Consider the following 19,118-nt stretch of genomic DNA (forward strand, 5'->3'; position numbering starts at 1 on the left):
CTTCCGGAGTCTTGCAGCAATCATCAGCTCGCCCATCCGAATTCGCCGGCCGAATAGGTGCCGTCGGCTTCGGCGCGCTGGATGGCGTTCTTCAACAGCGTCGCGACCTCGTTGACCGCGTTGAGGTGCGCGAGGATCGCCGCTTCGTTCTTCGCCAGCTTCTGGCGCAGCCGCGCCAGGCTGTCGCGATGCTGCTCCAGGAATTCGACCTCGTTGGCGCCCTTCATGGCGCGGGTCAGCTCATAAAGGTAGCGGCTCTTGCGGGCGTTCGAGGCCTTGAGGTCATAGCTGGTGTCGTTCTTCAGACCCGCCGTCTCTTCCTCGACCGCCTCCTCGATGCGGCCAATGATGGCGGCAAGGTTGCCCGGCCGTGCGAAAGGGATCGGCGCCTCGGAAGTACGCGCCGGCAGGTTGGAAGAGAATTTTGAAAAATCGGCCATTGAAAATCCTGGTCTAGATCTTGATGTCGGTTTTGATGGTCGTCTCGTCGCCGGTCATCGACCGGGCGGCCTTGCGCTGCAATTCCTCGACCAGCGAGGTGGAGAGCCGGGTCTGCTGGTCGATCTCGGTCTTGTGCGGCCCGGTTGATACCGGCCCGATCGGCACGGTGCGCTTGCCGTCCTTGTAGTGGTCGGCCAGCAGCGATTTTGCGATGCCGATGCCGCCGCGTTCGGCCATGACGTCGGCGACGCGTTCGGCCAGCTGCGATTTCCACATGTCGCCGGCCAGCCCCTTGCCGTAGACGCCTTCTGTGTCCTTGGGCAGCATGTTCTGGATGAAGGTCTGCAGGACCATCGCCTCGAACTTCTTGAACTTGTTGGCGGGATCGGCGCCTGCTGCGGCCTTGTCGGCCGTGGCGCGCGACAGGATCGAGCCGGCGTCGACCGAAGCCGCCATGTCGACAGAGAAGGCGCCGCCAACGCCGTTGGCCCGCTTGGTGAGCGCGGCACGGGCAGCCTCGATATCCGTCGGGTCGACGGCTCGGGCAACATCGAGAACGATGTCGCTGGGTGGAGAAATCGCCAAGAAAGTCCGCCTCTTTGCCGGGTTTCCTGAGCGACAATGCCGCAACAAGCTTGTGGCAGGCTTGCGACTGCAGGAGGGGAGGCAGAAGCAGATTTTCGTCTGTTGCGCGGAAGCATCTCGACGCGCGTGCGGATCTGCTCGACGTTACCCTCTGCATCACCCCAACGCCTCATTCGGTTGGTCAATGAGCAGCGCTACTTGACGTCAAAAGCCCGGAACAGGCTGGGTCTTTCCACTCAATCGAGCGCCAAGTGTCAAAGTCGCCGGAAAATTCTTGATTACGGCGCGCATAGCCGTCGCGCCGCCAGGCCCAAGCGCTATTCGGGCAATCAAGGCTGCGGCACGCAGACGGGTCGAGAATTGTCGACGCCATTCCCTTTCGTAGCGATGTCCGGCCCCATCGTGGCCCTCGTGGCCTTTACCCGACGCGATCAGTTCTCTCGCAAGGAGCCAGCCGGATTGCAGCGCCATCGAAATGCCTTCAGCGATTACAGGATGTGACTCACCTGCGATGTTGCCGACGCGGAAGATGCCTTGATCATAGCCAGCTCGAATACCGGGATGAATCGGTCCTGCTGCGAGCCATGGGCCATCCAGTTCGGCACCGGCGAGCACAGTTCCCACGCCTCGGCACGAGGCAAGAACGTGGCGCCACAACGCATCGGCGGCCGCAGCGTTTCCAGAGCGCTGGCGCAGCCCGGACAAAACGTCCCGGCGAATACAGCAGGAAATTGAAACCCGGCCATGGTCTGCCGTTACCATTCCTCCATAGCCGCCCGGGAATACCAGCAACGGCATCAGGTCGGGCGCCAGTGCGGCGCCGGTGAAATGCGCCTTGAAACCGAAAAGGTCGGAAGGTTTGCTTGTTCTTGCAATGTGGCTTGGGAGCTTCCCGGTTTCCCAGGATCCATGCGCGGCAATTACCACAGGTGCGCTCAAAACCTTTTGCTGCTGTCCCTCTTCCACCGTCACAAATTGCAAATCATCGCGCCGACGAATAGCGACAGCCTTGCAAGGCTGGAGAAGTTCGACACCCGCACGTTGGGCGGCCTGTAACAGCATGTAGTCCAGACGATCGCGGCCGAGCGCGCGGCCAGGACCCGCCTTGGCGCCCGGCATTCGCGCCTCAGCCGAGACATCGCCCGAAAAGAACCCGACGCGACGTATTTCCGGGCCGGCTTCCGCGCGCCAAATCTCGCCGACGCCCAACCGGTCAAGCAAGGCAAGGCTGGTCCCTGACATGAATTCGCCGCAGACCTTTCGACGCGGAAACACCACCTTCTCCACCATTGCCACCGACCAGCCATGTTGGGCCAGCGCTATGGCGGTAGAGCTGCCGGCGGGGCCGGCACCGATGACAATTGCGTCGTGCATCATCTGGCGCCGGGCACGCTGGCACCGACGAAAGCTTGAGTGAACAGGCCCCGGCGGCCCTCAATCACAGGCGTTCCCCCTGACAGTTGCCACAATTGTGAAAGTTCCGTGCCGCGAAAACCGGCGCGGACACTTTGCGCCGCGTCGTTCAGTGTCACCGCGCAGGCGCCGATCAATGGCAGCAATCGTGTCGCGACAAGTGGCACCTTGGCCCTAAGCGGCTCCGTCGCGACGAGCACCGGAGCCATCGTCATGATCCGGGCAAGCAGCTCCAGGAGGCGCGTGTCGTCGAAGTGATGGAGGATAAGGTTGGCGCAAACAAGATCGAAGGGCTTGTCCACTGTCCAATCGAATATATCGGCGGTTACGGGTTGCGCCCGCCAACCAAATTTGGCGAAAGAGTTGCACACATCCTTGCCGATCAGGCCGATCCTGTCGACCATAACGATCTCGACGTTGGGCCAACGCCGCGCCATCAGCCGCGCCACCGTCAGCATGAACTTTCCGTCACCGGCGCCTATTTCGAGGATGCGCAGCGGCGGCGTTTGCACGTTCGCCCGAAAGAGCGACGCCATGAACCTGGCCTGGAACATCAATGCATTGATGCGAACGAGATCACGACGGGATGCGATCGCACGAGGATCATCGGCCGGGAGGCCGTCGAGGAGCTCTGGCTCCAGATGCCTGATGTTTATGTCGGTCATGCGATGGATCGGAAATCTAGGCTTCAGCCGGCAATCCGGCAAATAGAATTCGGTCTTACCTTTATGGCTGCGCGCTGTTCATGGCGGAGCTCGCATGTGAACTCAATCCGGATAACGAAGCCGAACGTCGGTCCCTTTCATACAAGATTGGAGGCTGGTATCACAGTTTGCTAATGAGAAATATCGGCGCCGCGCAATAAAATACCTTATGCCGACGTTTACCTCAGGAGACGCTTCCCCAATTCCTAGACCTCTTATGAGACCCGATTGGGCTCATTGTCGGAGCAATTTTGTCCCCTCAAGCGTATCTGAACCGCATTGCCACGTCAGTTCCAGAACACGACGTGCATCAGTTCTACCTCCGCTATGGAGCTTTGCTGCTTGAAGACGATGCCCAGCGCCTTACGCTCTTCGAACGAATGGTCGCTCTCGCCGGGATAGAACATCGCTATTCCTGCTTTGCGCCCGCCGACGATCCGCGCGGTGGGGCAATCGACCGCGACGGCACCTCGGTCAGGGGCTCGTTCGCCAGCACCGCAATCCGTATGGAGATGTACGAGGCCGCCGCGCCGGAGCTGGCGCAAAAGGCCGTCGACAAGCTTCTGGTCGACGACGACCGCTCGCTGATCACGCATTTGATCGTGACGAGCTGCACCGGCTTTTCGGCGCCTGGCATCGACCTCGAACTGGTGCAGCGATGCGGCCTGGCAACGTCGGTCGAGCGGACCATCGTCGGCTTCATGGGATGCTATGCCGCCATCAACGCCCTGAAGCTGTCACGCCACATCGTGCGCTCCGACCCGAAAGCCCGCGTGCTAATCGTCAACATCGAGTTGTGCACGCTGCATTTCAGAGAGGCCACCGAGCTTGAGAAGCTGATCTCGTTCTGCCTATGGGGCGACGGCTGCGCAGCCGCGCTGGTAACGGCCGAACCGCTCGGAATCCTGCTCGAAAGTTTCCACGCTATCGTGGCAGTGGAGCGCAAGGAGTTGATGAGCTGGCATATCCGCGACGACGGCTTTGACATGGTGCTGTCCGGCCAGGTTCCCGGCGCGGTCCGTGAGACGCTACGCAACGAACATCCGGCCATCCTTGGCGGCAGGCCCGCCAAGGAGATCGATTTGTGGGCGGTGCATCCCGGCGGCCGCTCGGTGCTCGACGCGGTCGAGCGGGCACTAAAGCTGGAGCCGACCGCGCTCGCCCTATCGCGCGAAGTGCTCCGGCGATACGGCAACATGTCATCGGCAACCGTGATGTTCGTGATGGCCGAAATGCTGAAGGAGCCGTCAGGCCTGCTCGGCTGTGGCATGGCGTTCGGACCAGGATTGACCACCGAAACCATGATGTTCCGGACTGCCTGATGAAGGCACTGCACGAAAACATCTCGCTCGTTGCCCGTCGGCTGGCGCCCTATTTGCCGTATCCGCACTTCATGTGCGTGGCGCCACTCGACGCCGTGCTGCGGGTCCTGTGGCGCGCGCAAGGCCAGATCCCTCCCGCCTATTGGCCGCGCCTGGTTCTCCTGCTCCTGCTTTCCGGGATCAGCACGGTCGCCTCCTTGCTGGAGCGCGTGATCGTTGGGGTATGGCTGCGGCTGCGACCTCCCCGGATGGAGCGGGACAACGCCCCCGTGTTCGTCCTCGGCTACTTCCGATCCGGGACGACGTTTTTGCAGAACCTGCTGGCGGCCGATCCGAGCCTAAGATCGCCGAGCTGGCCGCAGGTCCTGGCCCCTCAGACATTCGTCCTTGGCTGGGTTCTCCTGCGCTACCTTTTCGTACCCTTGCTGCCGTTGACGCGCCTCAACGCAGTGGTGCCGGTGGGCGCCAGGTTGCCTGCGGAGGATGACTTCGCCTTGAACAATATGGGTGGGATGTCCGTCCTCGCAGGACGCGCGATACTTCCCCGCCGGCAGGCCTTCTTCAATCGATTTCACGATCTCGACGCGCTTTCGGCGGACGAGTTTAGCCGCTGGCACTCACATCAGTTCGCTTTCGTCCAGAAGCTTGCTCTCGTTGCGGGCGGGCGGCGACTTCTGCTCAAGTCGCCGAGCCACACGGCGCGCGTCCGCTACCTCCTGGAATTGTTTCCTGGCGCCAAGTTCGTCCACATCTCCCGTTCGCCGGAAGTCGTGTTCCGGTCCAACCTCCTTCTGGCGCGCGAACTGCAACGTGCATTCGCCCTGCAGCCGCCACTGCCCGAGGATGAGCAGGAGGAGATCATCGCTCACGAATATCTCGCCACAGAGATGCACTATCTGGCGGACAGAGACCAGATTCCAGCTGCCGACCTCGCGGAAGTGCGGCTGCAGGATCTCAGTGACGACCCCGTGGGCGAGATGAAGCGTATCTACGGCGAACTCGGCCTGCCATTTTCCCGCGGCTGTGAGGAGCGGATGTTGCAGGTCGCCGCGACGTTCGGCAAACAGGTGCGCAGCCGCCATGCCGACCTGACGGAAAGGCAGAAAGCGCGCGTAGCTCGCCTCGCACCGCTGGCAGCCGCTTTTGGGCATGCGCCTGCGCGGGCTCCTGGGACGCTCGATGTTGACAGCCAACAGCGCATTGGATGACATAAGGATCATGACAGCAGCCCTATGGTCGCACGCAAGCTGGGTAGCTTTGGCCCGGCTGTTGCTCGTCTCCGCGCTACTCGCGATCTGCGCCCCACCGCTTTCAGCAGCGGCTGATGAGCAGAGTGACGCGGTCAAGTTGGTTGAGACTGTGCGACAGGCGGCAATTGCGCTTGGGCACGGTGGATCCGCCGAGGGGCAGCTCCGCTCCATCTCAGCGGCGTTCGATGGCAGGGGAATCGCCCAAGCCGTGCTCGGGACGTATTGGCGACGCGCGAGTGCAGACGACCGCGCCTCGGTGGTCGATGCGCTTCTCTACACTATTGCGCACCGGCTGGCCGACAGGCTGGAGCGGACGCAGGACAAGACTCTCACCGTGCTCGGCACAAAGGCTCTGGCTAATGGCGACATCCTGGTGCGCAGCCAATTCCGCCGGCCGCTCCACGGCCCGACGTCCGTGGACTGGCGTGTCCGCCACTGCCGCGGGCAGCTTTGCATCGGCGATGTCTTTGTCGACGGCGGCTCCGTGACCGTGCAGCAGCGGGACCGCGTTGCCCAGCTGCTCACCGGCAATGGCGGCTCGATCCCCGCGCTTGTCGCCGATATCAGGAAGGGCCGGCTATGACTTCTCGCTGGCGCTCATGTCCTCCCTCGTCGAACTAAGCAATGTCGGCCGCGACTTTGACGGCGGCCGCATCGTCGCCGTCGACGATGTGTCGCTCGCGATCGAGGACGACGAGACCGTGGCCATTGTCGGCCGCAGCGGGAGCGGCAAGTCCACGATCCTGAACCTGGTCTGCGGGCTCGACCGGCCGACGCGCGGCGAAGTTCGGTTCGAAGGACGGGCCGTCAACGGGAGGGCGGCATGGGCAGCCGTCAGGGCCAGCAGGATCGGCATCGTTTTCCAGAACTTCTTCCTGCTCCAGTCACTGTCGGCGTGCGAGAACATCGAGGTGGGTTTGTTGGGAAACCTCGGCGGAGCGCGGCAGCGTCGTGTCCGCGCGCTCGAACTTCTGGCACATTTCGGTCTTGCCGAGCGCGCTACGCTCCGGCCGGCTGAGCTTTCGGGCGGCGAACGCCAGCGGCTTGCAATTGCGCGCGCGCTTGCAAACCGTCCGAAGCTTCTCGTTGCGGACGAGCCGACAGGAAGCCTCGACGTGCAGACGAGCCAATCCGTGATGAGCATCATCGGCAAGGTTCATCGCGAGTTCGGCACCGCAGTGATCGTGGTGACCCATGACGAGGACGTGGCCGCACTGTGCGGTCGGCGCGTTGAGATCTCGGATGGCCGCATTCGGTCGGACAGCCGAATAGCGGCGGTGTCGACGCCTGCGCCGACGTCGGGGATGCGCTAACCATGACAGAGCTGACTCTGCCCTTGCGCGGTCTCATCGCGCGTCCGCTTCGCACGCTCCTCACCGTTCTCGGTATCGCTCTGGCGGTGGCGGGATTTGTGGCGCTTACTGGCCTGACCGCTGGCGTCCAGCATTCTTTCGCATCGGGAATCGATGAGAACGGTGCCGACCTGGTGGTAAGCCAACGCGGCGCGTTCAACCTGGTGAGCAGCACCGTGCCCAGATCGCTGGGCTCTGGGCTTTCCGAAGTGCCAAACGTCGAGGCCGTGTCGGGCGTTCTCCTGAACATCACCACCGCTGATGACGCCGCAAATATTGTTATGGCCGGCTGGCCCGCCGGCAGCTTCCTGTGGAACGACATGCACCTGCTGGCGGGGCGAATCCCTGCACCGGGGGACCAGTGGCCCGTGATCCTTGGCGAGTCGATCGCCACCGCATTGGACAAGCGGGTCGGCGATACTGTCGAGCTCCAGTTCCAGCCCTATCAGATTGTCGGCATAGCGTCGTTCTCGTCCATACTGAACCAGAACAGCGCGATCGTTCCGCTCGAAGGGCTGCAGCAACTCCTGTCGCGGGAGGACGTGTTTACCTTGTACGAGGTGAGGCTGAAGCGGCCGCTCGACAAGAACGACATAGCCGTTGCCCGAACCCGGCTCATCGCGGCCGCACCGGGGTTCGAGGTAGGCGACACCGAGCAGTTTGCCAACAGCATCCGCATCTTCGATCTGCTTCAGGCGATTGCCCAGACAATTTCACTGGTCGTCATGGCGATGGCCTCTGTCGCCGTTGCCAATACACTTCTGATGGCGGTGAACGAACGGACGTTCGAGATTGGCGTTCTCGCAGCGCTAGGCTGGTCTCCGCGGCGTATTCTTCGGCTCATTCTCATCGAAGGCCTGTTCATGAGCGCCGCCGGCGGCGTCATAGGGATCATTCTCGGCGCCCTTGCAATGGAAATGGCGGCGAAGACAAAGTTCGCGGCCGGTCTGATCGTACCCTACCTGTCGGGCTGGTCGATCGCACAGGCGCTGATCTTCGTGTTCATCGCTGGCCCCCTCGGCGCGCTCTACCCGGCCTGGCGCGCCACGCGCCTTCTCCCAGCTGACGCGCTCCGGAGGATCTGACGCCGGCGGGTCGTGTATTTATTGACGAAGCGGTTCATGTGTGAACAGGCCCTAGCTAGAGCCGACCCGGAGTGCGGTGGCCGGCGATGTCTGCTTTCGGGAAACAGCAAAGCGCTTCTCAAGGGCCGACATGCGGCGCAAAGCTGCCGTTCGCGTCGTGGAAAGCGTATGTCGACTTCGGGTCAAAAGCAGAATTCCCGCCGCTACTCCTGCCCCCGCTTCTGGGCGATGAGGTCGAGCCGGTCGCGGTCGGAGCGCTCGCGCTCGTCCTGGCGGCGCACATCCTTGTAGGCGCGCTCGACCATGTTGGTGCGCGCCGTCGCCGTGGCGATGAGGCCGACCTCCTGCCTGGCGCTTTCCAGGCTCGCTTCCTGCCGGACCAGGGCATTGGCGATGCGGCGATGGTAAAGGTCAGGAAACAGCACCGCCATCGACTGGTCGGCGTCGAAATGCTGGACCAGTTCCTTGGCCTCGGTTTCGGCGGATGCCGCTGCCGCCAGGAAACTGGCATGGCGGGTTTCGTGCAGCGCCTTCAGCTGCTCCTGCACCTTGACCAGTTTCCGCAACCGTTCCTTGCGCGTGCTCATCTCACCTCGCCAGCGTCAGGTCGACGAAGCCGTCGACGAACAGCGACAGCATGGTGCCGACGGCGAAGTAGAAGATGATCATGCCGCCGGCAATGACGAAGGGCAGCGAGATGAAATAGACCGGAATCTGCGGCGTAAGCTTGTTGACGAAGCCGATCGTCAAATTGACCAGGATGGCATAGGCGACGAACGGGCTGCCGAGCCGGAGGACCAGGAAGAAGGCGTCCGACACGGTGTCGGTGACATCGACGAGGGCGGCCTGCGGGTTGAAGAAGACGTTGACCGGCGCGATCGTGTAGGAAGCAACCAAAGCGCGGATGATCTCGTGGTCGAAATCGAAGACGAAGAGCAGCAGCAGCGCCGAAAACGAGATGATGGCGGCAAGGGCCGCCTGCGGTTCCGGCTCCTCGATCGCCGGCCCGCCGGTGCCGCCATAGCCGATCAGCATGGCGATGGCCGAGCCCATGAAGCGCAACGCCTCCATATAGAGCCTCGTCATGGCGCCGATCAGCCCGCCGACCAGAAGTTCCGAAATGATCATCGGCGCCAGCACCTGCGGACGTGCATCGACGAAGGGAAAGATCTTGTCCCACAGGAAGGCGAGCAGGCCACCGGTTGCGGCGATCGAGACGAACAGCCGGACCTGGACCGGCACGCGGGCACTGGACAGGCCCGGCATCAGCATGAAGCAGGCACCGATGCGGCAGAAGGCGAGGAAGGCGGCGATGACGACGCCTTGCGACAGAAGGTTCACGAGATTGTCCCGAGCACCTTGATCTCGACACCCTTGGCGATTTCGACATGGGAGAGAACGGGAGGCGTCGTGAACAGGCGCTCGATGATCATGCGCACATAGGGGCGGGCGTCGGGCGCGGTGACGAGGACGAAACGCTCGCCGGCCTCGAGATGCTTGCGGATCGCCTTGGTGGCGTCCTGGCCGAATTCTTCGAGCTGGCGCGGGTCGATGTCGAATTCGCGCACCTCGCCCTTGGCGTCGCGCTTGAGGCTCTGGTGGAAGGCGAGGTCCCAGCGGTTGCCGAGCCGCAGCACCTTGAGCATGCCGCCCTCGGAGAGATCGCCGCAGATCTGCTGGGCCATGCGGATGCGGACATGCTCGACGATCTGCTCGGTACGGCGCACATGCGGCGCGATCTCGGCGATGGCCTCGATGATCAGGTGCAGATTGCGGATCGAGACGCGCTCGGCCAGCAGCAGTTTCAGCACTGCCTGCAGGCCGGGATAGGAGATGTGCGAGGTGCAGATCTCGTCGGCGAGCTTGCGGTATTCCGGATCCTGGCGTTCGAGCAGCGCCTTCATGTCCTTGTAGGACAGAAGCTGCGGCAGGTTGTTGCGGATCACCTCGGAGAGATGGGTGAGCAGTACCGACATGTTGTCGGCAAAGGTGTAGTTCTCGCGCTTCAGATCCTCGGCGAAGGTTTCGAGCACCGAGAAGGCCCGCATGCCGAAGGCCGGCTCGCGGATTTCCTCGCCGGGAACGTCGGGCAGATCGCGGGTGCCGAGCAGCACCATGATCTCGCCGACGCGCATCTGATATTCGGCGACAACGGTGCCGTGGACCTTGATCTGATAGCTTTTCGGCGGAATGCCGAAATCGTCGGCGACACGCACTTCCGGCACGACGAAACCATATTGCGTGGCGAACTTCTTGCGCATCTTGGCCATGCGGAAGACCAACTCCTGATGCGACACCAGCAGCCGCGTCGACAGCTGCTTGCCGATCAGAAGCTCGATCTCGGCGGTGGTCAACGATGCCTTGACCGAGTTCTTCTCCTCCTCGACCTTGTTCGCCTTCTCCAGGTCCTTGATTGCTTCGGCGGCGGCAGCCTCACGGTTGGCACGCATCGGGATGACGTAGCCGAGGCCGGCCATGCCGGCGGCCAGCGTGAAGAACGGGAAGAACGGCAGGCCGGGCATCAGGCCAAGCAGGACAAGCAGCGACGCCGCGACATAGAGTGCGCGCGGGTGGGCGCCGAGCTGGCCGAACACCGCCTGGTTGGTCGAGCCGCGGGTACCGCCCTTGGACACCAGCAGGCCGGCGGCGAGCGAGACGATCAGCGCCGGGATCTGGGTGACGAGGCCATCGCCGACCGACAGCTTGATGAAGACATCGGCGGCTTCGCCCATGCCCATACCATGCCTGATGTAACCGATGGCGATGCCGCCGACGATGTTGATGGCGGTGATGATGAGGCCGGCAATGGCGTCGCCGCGCACGAATTTCGAAGCGCCGTCCATCGAGCCGAAGAAGGACGATTCTTCCTCCAGTTCCCTGCGGCGCAATTGCGCGGTCTTGTCGTCGATCATGCCGGCGGACAGATCGGCGTCGATCGACATCTGCTTGCCGGGGATGGCGTCGAGGGTGAAGCGGGCGCCGACTTCGGCGATACGGGTGGCGCCCTTGGTGATGACGATGAAGTTGACCACGATCAGGATCATGAAGACGATCAGGCCGATGACGAAATCGCTCGCCATCACCAGCCTGGAGAAGCCGGCGATGACATAGCCGGCCGCGTGCGTGCCCTCATTGCCATGCGACAGGATCATGCGCGTGGTCGCGATGTTGAGGGATAGCCGCAGCATGGTGGCGATGAGCAGCACGGTCGGGAAGGACGAGAAATCGAGCGGCCGCTGGATCCACAGCGCCACCATCAGGATCAGCACCGACAGTGCGATCGAGAAGGCGAGGCCGATGTCGATGAGGAAGGCCGGGATCGGCAGAAACAGCACCGCCAGGATGATGACGATGCCGATGGCGAAGAAGACATCGCGGCCGTTCTTGGCCCCTGTTCCCGTCGCTAAGCTTTCGCTGATCGCCATATCGTCCCCGAGCCATGGACTGCCCGAACTTGAGGGCAGCCCTTCGAGCCTAACCGGCCAAGCTTGCGCGAGGGTGGGAGACTGGCTACTGCCGAGAGGACAGAAGCTTTGAGGAAAGATCATGCTGGTGATCATCGGCACCATCCGCCTGCCGGCGGAACAGCTCGACGAAGCAAGGCCGGCCATGCAGCGCATGATCCTGGGCAGCCGTGCGGAGCCCGGCTGCATCGACTATTCCTATGCGCAGGATGTGCTCGACGCCGGGCTCATCCATGTGACGGAGGTGTGGAGCGACAGGGCCGCGCTCGACGCGCATTTCCGCTCGCCGCACATCGCCGACTGGCGGGCGAGCTGGGCAGCGCTCGGCATCGGCGAGCGCAACCTCATGCTTTATGAGGCAGGCGAGCCCAAGCCGACTTGAGTGATTGGCATCGGCTACGAAGGCCTAGCAGGCGTTGACCTGTCTGCAGGACCAACCTCCGCCATCGGTATCGTGACAGTCTTCATAGCTGCCGTAGCAGGTGTTTGTCGAATTGCGATACCAGGGATAGCCGCCAGGGCAGCACACATCTTGCTGCGCAGTCTGAATAAGCTCTTGTGTCGGTCGGCTTTGTTTTTCCGGATTGCCTCTCGGCAAAAGAGACACTGGGTACGAAATCCTCAATTTCGTCGGCATATCGACGCTTGAGTTGCTCATTGCAGACGAACTCAAAAAAACTATGCAAACAGCTAGTGAAAAAAATCCCCGCGCACTCATCTTCTCCTCCGTGAGGGAAATAGAGACGGGCGAAAATACCATAGTTGCGTCGCTTGCGTAAGCGAGTGCTCATATAGCCCGGCATGCCCGCAAGGGAATTGAAGCGGAGGGCGAGCTGCCGTCTTTCGCGGCTCGCCGCACCGCCAAAATGGTGCCACAAGCAGTCGGCATTGCGATTGCCACGCAATGCCGCCGGGCGTAACAGGCACGGCAGCTTTTCATCCCTCGCACCCGCGAGCCGTTCCGTTGCCTAACGAACCCCAGGTCTATGCCCGTCGCCTGCGCGCGGTGCTGATCCGATCGATCCCGCTGCTCGAAGCGCGCGGCATCGTCATCGTTGCGCTGGCCGGCGTCGTCGGTGTGATCTCGGCGGTGCTGGTCACCGGCATGAGCGAGGCCGTGCAAGGCCTGCATTTCCTGTTGTTCGGGGTTCAGCCGGGCGGTCGTCTCTCCGGGATGTTTTCCCTGCAAAGCCCGTTCCAGGCGCTGATGCCAGCGATCGGCGGCATCCTGCTCGGCCTGACGGTGATCTGGCTGCGGAAGCGGAAATTCCGCACCCCGGTCGATCCGATCGAGGCCAATGCGCTCTATGGCGGGCGCATGTCGCTCACCGATACGTTCATCATCGTCGGGCAGACGATGATCTCCAGCGGCTTCGGCGCTTCGGTCGGGCTGGAGGCGGGCTACACGCAGGTCGGCTCCGGCCTGGCGTCGCGGCTGGCGCGTGCGCTGCGGCTGCGCCGCAACGATGTCCGCATCCTGGTCGGCTGTGGCGCCGCCGGCGCCATCGCCGCGGCCTTCGATGCGCCGCTGACTGGCGCCTTCTACGGCTTCGAGCTGATCATCGGCATCTATTCGGTCGCCAATGTCGCGCCGGTGATGACCGCCGCAATCTGCGCGTCGCTGACCGCCGAGATGTTCGGCGTGGTGCCGTTTCCGATGGAACTCTCCGGCCTGCCGGAGCTGACCGCCAGCCAGTATCTGCCGTTCCTGCTGCTCGGGCTGCTGGGCGGTGCGGCCTCCATCGCCATCATGCATCTGGTCAGCCTGGTGGAACGCGGCTTCGCGCGGTTAGCGATCGACGGTTCGCTTCGGCCGATGATCGGCGGCTTGGCCGTTGGAATGCTCGGGCTGATCACGCCACAGGTGCTGTCCTCAGGCCATGGCGCGCTGCATCGCGAATTCGCGATGAATTATGGGCTCGCGGTCGTCGCCAGCGTCTTCGTGCTGAAGCTCGCGGCGTCGGCAATCTCGCTCGGCTCCGGCTTTCGTGGCGGCCTGTTCTTTGCCTCGCTGTTCCTTGGCGCGCTGCTCGGCAAGGCCTTCGCGGCGGTGATGGCCATCATTTCGCCGGCGACCGGCATCGATCCTTCCGTCGCTGCTGTCGTCGGCATGACGTCGCTTGCCGTCGGCGTCGTCGGCGGGCCGCTGACGATGACCTTCCTGGCGCTGGAATCGACCCGCGACCTGACGCTGACCGGCGTCGTGCTGGCGGCCTCGCTGATGGCGGCGATCCTGGTGCGCGAGACCTTCGGCTACTCCTTCTCGACCTGGCGTTTTCACCTGCGCGGCGAGACCATCCGCAGCGCCCATGATGTCGGCTGGATGCGCAATCTGACGGTCGGGAAAATGATGCGCCAGGATGTCCGCACCGTCGATGCCGCCAAGACACTTGCCGCGTTTCGCAAGGACGTGCCTCTGGGTTCGGCGCAACGCGTCATCGCCGTCGATGAAGACCAGCATTATGTCGGCGTGCTGATCGTCGCCGAACTGCACAGCGACCCGTCCGACGACGAGACGCCGGTGTTGGCGCTGGCCAAATTCAGGGATGCGGTGCTGGTGCCGACCATGAACGTCCAATCCGCCGCCGAAACCTTTCAGCGCGCCGGGGCCGAGGAGCTGGCCGTGGTCGAGGATTTCGACAACCGGGCCGTTGTCGGGCTTTTGACCGAGGGCCACCTGATGCGGCGCTACGCCGAGGAACTCGACAAGGCGCGGCGCGACCTCTCAGGCGAAGAGTAGACCCAGACGTTTCCAGAATTCCTGAGGCGGGCCGGCGGCTCGCTTGATTTGCTCCGCCCGCCGCGGCTTTCGCCCCGCGCCGCAGTGCTTTGCCGGCCACCTCAAATTCTCCATCACTCAGCGCTTGCCAGGTGTACAGTGTCACTGTACAAATTGTTCAGTGGGAGAAAAAGACGAGATGAGCAGCGACCAGGCTCCGGTCAAGAACGGTGTCGTCTCGACGGCTACGCATGCCCATCAGATGCTGGGCCAGCGGCTGAAGAGCCTGCGCCTCGGCCGCCGCCTTTCGCTGCGCGAGCTCGCCGAGATGACCGGTACGAGCGCCAGCTTCATCAGCCAGCTCGAACGCGGCCTGACAGGGGCCAGCACGGCTTCGCTGAACCAGATGGCCTCGGCGCTGGGGGTGAGCGTGGCGATGCTGTTCGAGGACAGCGCGGCCGGACAGCATGGCGTGCTGCGACGCAGCGAGCGGCCGAGCCTGCCGCCCAGCGACGGCTGTCGCAAGATGCTGCTCTCGCGCCCTCCCTTGAGTGACATGGAAGTCTATATCGGTGAGTTCGACATTGGCGGTTCGACCGGCCCCGCGCTCTACACGCATGGCGACGCGCACGAGATGCTGGTCGTGTTGCGCGGTATTGTCGAGGTCTCGCTCGGCGAGGCGCGGCATGTCCTCGAAGAGGGCGACAGCGTCGAATACACGACCTCGACCCCGCATCGCACCGAGAACATCGGCAGTGGCCGGGCCGAGGTGATGTGGATCATCGCGCCGCCGACATCGGTGCGTGCCGAACTCGATCAATACACGGCCTGGAAACCGCTCGCAGCCAGGTAGGTTCATGCCAATGCGGGCCACAAATGGGAGAATGACAATCATGCTGAAAACAAAAGCTTTGTATCTCAGCGCCGTGCTGGCGCTTGGCGTTCTGGCAACGGTCGCGATGGCGCAGGAAAAGCCGGTAGCGGGCGAGGTCAAGGAAGGCTCGCTCAAGGGCAAGACGCTGACGCTGGTCTCCTATGGCGGCATCTATCAGGACGGCCAGGCGGCTGCGCTGAAAGAGTTCGTCGAAAAGTCCGGCGTCACCTTGCTCAATGACGGACCGACCGAGATCGCCAAGCTGCAGGCGCAGGTCGAGTCCGGCAACGTCACCTGGGACGTCGTCGATACCGACGATCTGCCGCCTTACGTCTATTGCGGCAAGCTGTTCCAGAAGCTGGATCTGACGAAGCTTGACGTCTCGAAAATCCCGGAAGGCCAGGTCGGCGAATGCTCGGTGCCGGCGATGAACTACGGCGTCGTGCTGATGTACAACACCGAGAAGTACAAGGATAATCCGCCCAAGAGCTGGGCCGACTTCTTCGACACGCAGAAATTCCCCGGCGTGCGTGGGATCGACGGCTCCGGCAGCCCGACCGGCGGCTTGCTCGAACAGGCGTTCAAGGTCGCCGGCGGCGACCCGAAGGCGATGACGGTGGCTGATATCGACAAGGCCATCGATGTGGTCCGCAAGCTCGGCCCCGATACCATTTTCTGGAAGACCGGCGCGGAATCGCAGCAGCTCGCCGAGTCCGGCGAGGCCGACATGCTGATGATGTGGACGGGCCGCGCCATGACGGCGGTGAAGAACGGCGCCAAATATACGCCGGCCTGGCAGGATTGGCTGGTGGTGATGGACCAGATGACCATCCCGGTCGGCGTCAAGGATACCGACGCATCCTATGCCCTGCTCAATGCCTATCTCGGCAAAGGGGCGCAGGAAATCCTGGCGCAGCAGACCTCTTACACGCCGATCAACAACGACGCGCAGCCCAAGGTCGACGCTTCCGTCGCCGCCTTCCTGACCAATACGCCCGAGCGCCAGAAGCAGGGCTACAAGCAGAACTTCAAGTTCTGGGTCCCGAACTTTGCGGTGGCGCAGGAAAAGTGGGCGGCACTGATGGCCGGCAACTGACCGGCTGAAGGGAACAAAAGCCGTGAGCGCGTCCGACCCCGTCGCCCAACCCGCCGCCGATGCGCGGCCGGGACGGGCATGGCGGCCGTTCGCACTCACGGCGCCTGCACTCATACTGCTCATCGCGGTGATCGGTTATCCGCTGCTCACCATCGTTCTGCGCAGCCTGTCGGAACCTGAGTGGGGCCTGCAGAACTATACCTGGTTCTTCGGCGCTCCGGTGAACCTGACAGTGCTGCAGCGGACCTTCACCATTTCGGCCTGGGTGACGCTGGTCTGCGTTATCGCGGCCTATCCCTATGCCTATCTGATGACCGCGGTTGGGCCGCGCGTCCGGTTGGTGCTGGTGCTTTGCGTACTGATCCCGTTCTGGGTCAGCGGTGTAGTGCGCACGCTGTCCTGGGTCATCCTGCTGCAGGATTCCGGCGTCATCAATTCGCTGCTGCGCTCGGCCGGGTTCAGCGGCGTCAAGCTGATCCGTACCCAGACGGGTGTCGTCATCGGCATGGCGCAGGTGCTGTTGCCGTTCATGATCCTGCCGCTCTATTCGGTGATGCAAGGCATCGACCTCCGGCTGATGCGGGCGGCGCAAAGTTTGGGCGCACGACCTTCCCGAGCGTTCTTCACCGTCTACCTGCCGCTGTCGCTGCCCGGCGTCTATGCCGGCGCGATCATCGTCTTCATCCTGTCGCTCGGCTTCTACATCACGCCGGCTTTGCTCGGCGGCCCGCGTTCGACCATGCTGTCGACATTAGTGCAGACGCAGGTGCTGAGCCTGCTGCAATGGGGCAGGGGTGGTGCCATGGGAGTCGTACTCCTGGTCACCACCTTCGTGCTGCTGGCGCTCGCCGCACCGGTGATGCGGTCCAGGCACCGGGAAGCGGGGCGGCGCTGATGGAGATGAAGCCGCTCACCCGCGCCCTTCTTGGCCTCGTCTGCCTGCTGGTGGCGATATGGCTGGTGGCGCCGACGCTGGTCGTGGTGCCGATGTCGTTCAACGAGAACAAGTCGCTGGCGTTTCCGCCGCAGGGTTTCTCCTGGCAGTGGTACGAGAATTTCGCCACCAATCCGGACTGGTCGAACAGCTTCCTCAATTCGCTGAAGGTCGCCTCGATCGTGGCGGTGCTGGCAACGGTGCTCGGCACGCTTGCCGCCTTCGGCCTCGACCGCATGAAGGCGCGGCCGGCAAATCTTCTACGCATGCTGATGCTGACGCCGATGGTGGTGCCGGGCGTGGTGCTGGCCATCGGCATCTACGCGGTCTATCTCGACACGCAGCTTGTCGGCACGCTGCTCGGTTTCGTGCTTGCCCACACCATCCTTGCGCTGCCCTTCGTGCTGATCGCCGTCTCGGCCAGTCTCGAAGTGTTCGACCGGCGGCTGGAGACGGCCGCCGCCAGCCTCGGCGCCGGCGCGCTCACCACGTTCCGCACGGTGACGCTGCCGCTGATCGCGCCCGGCGTGGCGTCCGGCCTGCTGTTCGCCTTCGCCACCTCCTTCGACGAGATCGTCGTGTCGCTGTTCATCACCAACCCCTATCTCAAGACATTGCCGGTGCAGATCTTTGCTTCCATCACGCGCGACGCCGACCCGACGGTCGCGGCTGTCGGCACCATCCTGCTTTTCGCCACCACGATTCTGATCGGCGGCGGCATGCTTCTTCTTGGTCGCGAGCGGAAAGGACGCCAATGAACCCGATGCAGGCGAGCAGGGGCGCGGCAATTGATCTGGAAGGGATCAGCAAGGCCTATGGCGGCTTCAAGGCGCTGGATGGCGTGTCGCTGCGCATCGAGCCCGGCGAGTTCATGACGCTGCTTGGCCCCAGCGGTTCGGGCAAGACGACGACGCTCAACGTGATCGCCGGCTTTACCGACGTGACCAGCGGCAAGCTGCTGGTCGGGGAAAAGAGCGTCATCGGCGTGCCGGCGCACAAGCGCAACATCGGCGTCGTCTTCCAGCACTATGCGCTGTTCCCGCATATGAGCGTCGGCCGCAACGTCGCCTATCCGCTGACGCTGCGCGGCGTCGACCAGGCGACACGGCAGGCGCGCGTGGCAAGGGCGCTCGATATGGTCAAGATGGGCGATTTCGCGCATCGCTATCCCAGCGAATTGTCGGGCGGCCAGCAGCAACGCGTGGCGCTGGCGCGCGCCATCGTCTTCGACCCGCCGCTGCTTCTCATGGACGAGCCGCTCGGCGCGCTCGACAAGAAACTGCGCGAATGGCTGCAGCTCGAGATCAAGCGCATCCACCGCGAGCTCGGCACCACCTTCGTCTATGTCACGCACGACCAGGAAGAGGCGCTGGTGCTGTCGGACCGCATCGCGGTGTTCAACCGCGGGCGCATCGAGCAGGTCGGCACCGGCCGCCAGCTCTATGACGAACCGGCGACGCTGTTCGTCGGTCGCTTCATCGGCGATTCCACCGTGCTGCGCGGGCAAGCCCGAAGCGACGGTACCAGCACCGCGCTGACCATTGCCGGTGAGACGGTGACGGCGCCCCGGCGGCTTGCCGGCGATGCCAACCCGGTGATGCTGCTGCGTCCTGAAAAGCTCGCGATCCGCAGGCCCGGCCAAAGTGCTGCCAATGGCGCCAACCGGCTGTCGGGGACGATCGCGGAAGCTATCTATCTCGGCTCGGAATCGAAATACGAAGTCAAGCTCGCCGACGGCTCCGCCGCGATCGTGCGTTCAGCGCTGACCGGCGAAAGTTTTGGCTTGGGCGACAAGGTCGAGCTTTGCTTCGACGGCAGAGACGCCAAGCTGCTGGCCGACGACAGCACGGCCGACACCACCCTTACCTGATCCCGTCTG

General features: G+C 63.3%; 19 protein-coding genes. 12 read left to right on the plus strand and 7 right to left on the minus strand.

What is annotated here, in order from left to right:
- Positions 1-23: 23 nt before the first annotated feature.
- From AC1D1B_RS12510 to AC1D1B_RS12525, 4 genes are all read right to left on the minus strand, one after another.
- Positions 24-440 carry a hypothetical protein gene (locus AC1D1B_RS12510; protein WP_477260972.1) on the minus strand — a complete coding sequence of 139 codons (417 nt, stop codon included), beginning with the start codon at positions 438-440 and terminating at the stop codon, positions 24-26.
- A gap of 13 nt (positions 441-453) precedes the next feature.
- Positions 454-1,026, minus strand: coding sequence for a rod-binding protein (locus tag AC1D1B_RS12515; RefSeq protein WP_352556161.1), 573 nt, complete (start codon positions 1,024-1,026; stop codon positions 454-456).
- A 204-nt stretch (positions 1,027-1,230) separates the two neighbouring features.
- On the minus strand, positions 1,231-2,400 hold the full coding sequence (locus AC1D1B_RS12520; protein WP_477332533.1) for an NAD(P)/FAD-dependent oxidoreductase: 1,170 nt from the start codon (positions 2,398-2,400) through the stop codon (positions 1,231-1,233).
- Positions 2,400-3,104 carry a class I SAM-dependent methyltransferase gene (locus AC1D1B_RS12525; RefSeq protein ID WP_477332535.1) on the minus strand — a complete coding sequence of 235 codons (705 nt, stop codon included), beginning with the start codon at positions 3,102-3,104 and terminating at the stop codon, positions 2,400-2,402. Before AC1D1B_RS12525 ends, AC1D1B_RS12520 begins: the two co-directional genes overlap by 1 nt.
- 344 nt (positions 3,105-3,448) lie before the next feature.
- Here AC1D1B_RS12525 and AC1D1B_RS12530 point away from each other — a divergent pair, with 344 nt between their 5' ends.
- The 5 genes from AC1D1B_RS12530 to AC1D1B_RS12550 are packed head-to-tail and all read left to right on the plus strand — an operon-like array spanning position 3,449 to position 8,152.
- On the plus strand, positions 3,449-4,465 hold the full coding sequence (locus AC1D1B_RS12530) for a type III polyketide synthase (protein ID WP_477332537.1): 1,017 nt from the start codon (positions 3,449-3,451) through the stop codon (positions 4,463-4,465).
- A complete protein-coding gene (locus tag AC1D1B_RS12535) occupies positions 4,465-5,673 on the plus strand; it encodes a sulfotransferase family protein (protein WP_477332539.1) in 1,209 nt (402 codons plus the stop codon). The genes AC1D1B_RS12530 and AC1D1B_RS12535 overlap by 1 nt, the downstream gene beginning before the upstream one ends.
- 10 nt (positions 5,674-5,683) lie before the next feature.
- Positions 5,684-6,298: a Tgt2/MlaC family protein gene (locus AC1D1B_RS12540; protein WP_477333303.1), complete on the plus strand. Its 615-nt coding sequence runs from the start codon at positions 5,684-5,686 to the stop codon at positions 6,296-6,298.
- Positions 6,299-6,314: 16 nt separating this feature from the next.
- Complete coding sequence (locus tag AC1D1B_RS12545; RefSeq protein WP_477332541.1) at positions 6,315-7,028, plus strand: ABC transporter ATP-binding protein; 714 nt, start codon at positions 6,315-6,317, stop codon at positions 7,026-7,028.
- Between the two features lie 2 nt (positions 7,029-7,030).
- The gene (locus tag AC1D1B_RS12550; protein WP_477332543.1) at positions 7,031-8,152 is read left to right on the plus strand and encodes an ABC transporter permease; all 1,122 of its coding nucleotides are present in this window, start codon (positions 7,031-7,033) and stop codon (positions 8,150-8,152) included.
- A 203-nt stretch (positions 8,153-8,355) separates the two neighbouring features.
- Here AC1D1B_RS12550 and AC1D1B_RS12555 read toward each other — a convergent pair whose 3' ends face one another.
- The 3 genes from AC1D1B_RS12555 to flhA are packed head-to-tail and all read right to left on the minus strand — an operon-like array spanning position 8,356 to position 11,577.
- Positions 8,356-8,739, minus strand: a complete 384-nt coding sequence (locus AC1D1B_RS12555) for a hypothetical protein (protein WP_477332545.1) — start codon at positions 8,737-8,739, stop codon at positions 8,356-8,358.
- A gap of 1 nt (position 8,740) precedes the next feature.
- Positions 8,741-9,493 carry a flagellar biosynthetic protein FliR gene (gene fliR / locus AC1D1B_RS12560; protein ID WP_477332547.1) on the minus strand — a complete coding sequence of 251 codons (753 nt, stop codon included), beginning with the start codon at positions 9,491-9,493 and terminating at the stop codon, positions 8,741-8,743.
- Entirely contained in the window at positions 9,490-11,577 is a 2,088-nt protein-coding gene (gene flhA / locus AC1D1B_RS12565; RefSeq protein ID WP_477332549.1) for a flagellar biosynthesis protein FlhA, read from the minus strand. Before flhA ends, fliR begins: the two co-directional genes overlap by 4 nt.
- Positions 11,578-11,698: 121 nt before the next feature.
- Here flhA and AC1D1B_RS12570 point away from each other — a divergent pair, with 121 nt between their 5' ends.
- The 7 genes from AC1D1B_RS12570 to AC1D1B_RS12600 all read left to right on the plus strand — a co-directional run bounded on the left by AC1D1B_RS12570 (position 11,699) and on the right by AC1D1B_RS12600 (position 19,109).
- Entirely contained in the window at positions 11,699-11,998 is a 300-nt protein-coding gene (locus AC1D1B_RS12570) for a putative quinol monooxygenase (RefSeq protein WP_477332551.1), read from the plus strand.
- Positions 11,999-12,520: 522 nt separating this feature from the next.
- The gene (locus AC1D1B_RS12575) at positions 12,521-14,356 is read left to right on the plus strand and encodes a chloride channel protein (protein ID WP_477332553.1); all 1,836 of its coding nucleotides are present in this window, start codon (positions 12,521-12,523) and stop codon (positions 14,354-14,356) included.
- A gap of 178 nt (positions 14,357-14,534) precedes the next feature.
- Entirely contained in the window at positions 14,535-15,188 is a 654-nt protein-coding gene (locus AC1D1B_RS12580; protein ID WP_477332555.1) for a helix-turn-helix domain-containing protein, read from the plus strand.
- A gap of 40 nt (positions 15,189-15,228) precedes the next feature.
- On the plus strand, positions 15,229-16,305 hold the full coding sequence (locus AC1D1B_RS12585; RefSeq protein ID WP_477332557.1) for an extracellular solute-binding protein: 1,077 nt from the start codon (positions 15,229-15,231) through the stop codon (positions 16,303-16,305).
- 22 nt (positions 16,306-16,327) lie between these two features.
- The gene (locus AC1D1B_RS12590) at positions 16,328-17,200 is read left to right on the plus strand and encodes an ABC transporter permease (RefSeq protein WP_477332559.1); all 873 of its coding nucleotides are present in this window, start codon (positions 16,328-16,330) and stop codon (positions 17,198-17,200) included.
- On the plus strand, positions 17,200-17,997 hold the full coding sequence (locus AC1D1B_RS12595; protein WP_477332561.1) for an ABC transporter permease: 798 nt from the start codon (positions 17,200-17,202) through the stop codon (positions 17,995-17,997). Before AC1D1B_RS12590 ends, AC1D1B_RS12595 begins: the two co-directional genes overlap by 1 nt.
- Positions 17,994-19,109, plus strand: a complete 1,116-nt coding sequence (locus AC1D1B_RS12600) for an ABC transporter ATP-binding protein (RefSeq protein ID WP_477332563.1) — start codon at positions 17,994-17,996, stop codon at positions 19,107-19,109. The genes AC1D1B_RS12595 and AC1D1B_RS12600 overlap by 4 nt, the downstream gene beginning before the upstream one ends.
- Positions 19,110-19,118 lie beyond the last annotated feature (9 nt).

This window comes from Mesorhizobium sp. P2_C5_2, from assembly GCF_056404535.1.